This is a genomic window from Candidatus Phytoplasma gossypii, from assembly GCF_030586975.1.
Classification (GTDB): Bacteria; Bacillota_I; Bacilli_A; order Acholeplasmatales; family Acholeplasmataceae; genus Phytoplasma; species Phytoplasma citri.
In genome coordinates this window covers 1-1478 of record NZ_JAOSIT010000067.1, presented here as the reverse complement: position 1 = coordinate 1478, position 1478 = coordinate 1, and the positions used below count along the sequence as shown (strand labels likewise).

The window sequence follows — 1478 nt, the reverse complement described above, 5'->3', positions numbered from 1 at the left end:
TCCCTTGTGTCGCTTTTCGGAAACTAGCGGAAAACATGAGTCAATATTTACATAAAGGTTCCAAAGTATATATCGAAGGGAGTTTATCGATCCAAAAATATCAAAATCACCAAGGCCAAACAAGAACAACAACCAAAGTGATTCTCCAAAGTGTCATCTTTTTAGATCATAAACCTTTAGACAATAAACCACAAGATAATTTACCTTTTTAACCATAACTAATTAATAATTAACCAAAAAAACATCCATCAAGAAATCATTATTAAAAATTATATATAAGATGAAAAAAATAAACAAATCAAAGGAGATTTTAAAAATGAGTGATGCGTTAACACACATTTATCGCGGTACTTATTTTTTTGAAGAAGACTGTAGTAACAAAACCATAATTAAAAGGAGAAATAATAACCTTATGACTAAAAAAGAATTAATTAAAAAAATTGCCGAAGCGAACCATGCTTCCATTACCAAAACGACAGAATTTTACCACACTTTTGAAAAGACTTTAAGCGAAGCCATTACATCTCATGCCGAAGTCATTTTATCACCCCAAATTGGGAAATTTGTTTTAAAAGCGAAAAAAGCCTATTTCGGTAGAAATCCCCAAACAGGCCAAAAACTCAAAATTCCTGCTAAAACGGTAGTCACTTTTAAATTATCTAAAACTATTAAAGACCAAGTGAAAGCGTTAATTTTAAAATAACCCCCTTATTTTCTTGCAACAACCTAAGAAAGGTGGTAATCTATGTCCTTAAACAAAAAAATCTATTTGAGTTTGCTGGGTTTATTAAGTTCAGGTTTGTTGATTTTATTCATTTTAGGCATCACTCATTCTCATCAACCAACTAAACCCCCAACCTTAACTAACCAACCATCGCCCCCACGCCAACAAGAGATCGATCATCAAATCAAATTAGAACAAGCCAAAATCCAAGAACTTCACCAACAAGATCAAACCTTGAAAACCCAAATTGATGAAAATGTGAAAACTTTAACCGATATTATTACTAAAATAAAAACTCTCCAAACTGAATTAACTAATAACCCACAATTACCCCCAAACATGAAAACCCAAAAACACCAACAATTAACTGAACTCAAAACCCAACAACAAACCCAACAAACCTTAATTGATAATTTAATCGCCCAAAGAAAAGCATTAAACCAAAATCAAAAAGCCCAACAAGAAGAATTAGAAAAATTAGCCCAAGCCAAAGCTCAACTCCAAACCCAAGAAAATCTCCAACAACAAATTTTCCGCTTAAACCAAGCCCTTAATTATGTGGAAGCGAATCAAAAAAGAATTGAAGAGTTAAAAACGCAACCAGAATATCAAAAAAATCAAACGGAATTAAAAAATTTCCAGGATTTTCAACTGTTCTTAACGGATCAAAAAATCGCTTTTGAAAAACAAAAGCAAAACTTACAAACGCAATTAAATCATTTACAAGAAAATAAACCGCTTCCGCATCTTCAAA

General features: G+C 31.9%; 2 protein-coding genes and 1 pseudogene. All 3 read left to right on the top strand.

The genetic code is table 11. The features are described 5' to 3' along the window. On the top strand, positions 1-212 hold a 212-nt coding region (locus OC698_RS03075), incomplete at its 5' end, for a single-stranded DNA-binding protein (protein ID WP_304513222.1). 200 nt (positions 213-412) lie between these two features. Continuing rightward, the gene (locus OC698_RS03070) at positions 413-703 is read left to right on the top strand and encodes an HU family DNA-binding protein (protein WP_304513223.1); all 291 of its coding nucleotides are present in this window, start codon (positions 413-415) and stop codon (positions 701-703) included. A gap of 42 nt (positions 704-745) precedes the next feature. Next, a pseudogene (locus OC698_RS03065) lies at positions 746-1478 on the top strand (AAA family ATPase); the annotation flags it as partial.

Bases quoted from the DNA above. Each gene is read 5' to 3' on its own strand.
- OC698_RS03070 (WP_304513223.1), top strand. From the start codon at position 413: ATGACTAAAAAAGAATTAATTAAAAAAATTGCCGAAGCGAACCATGCT.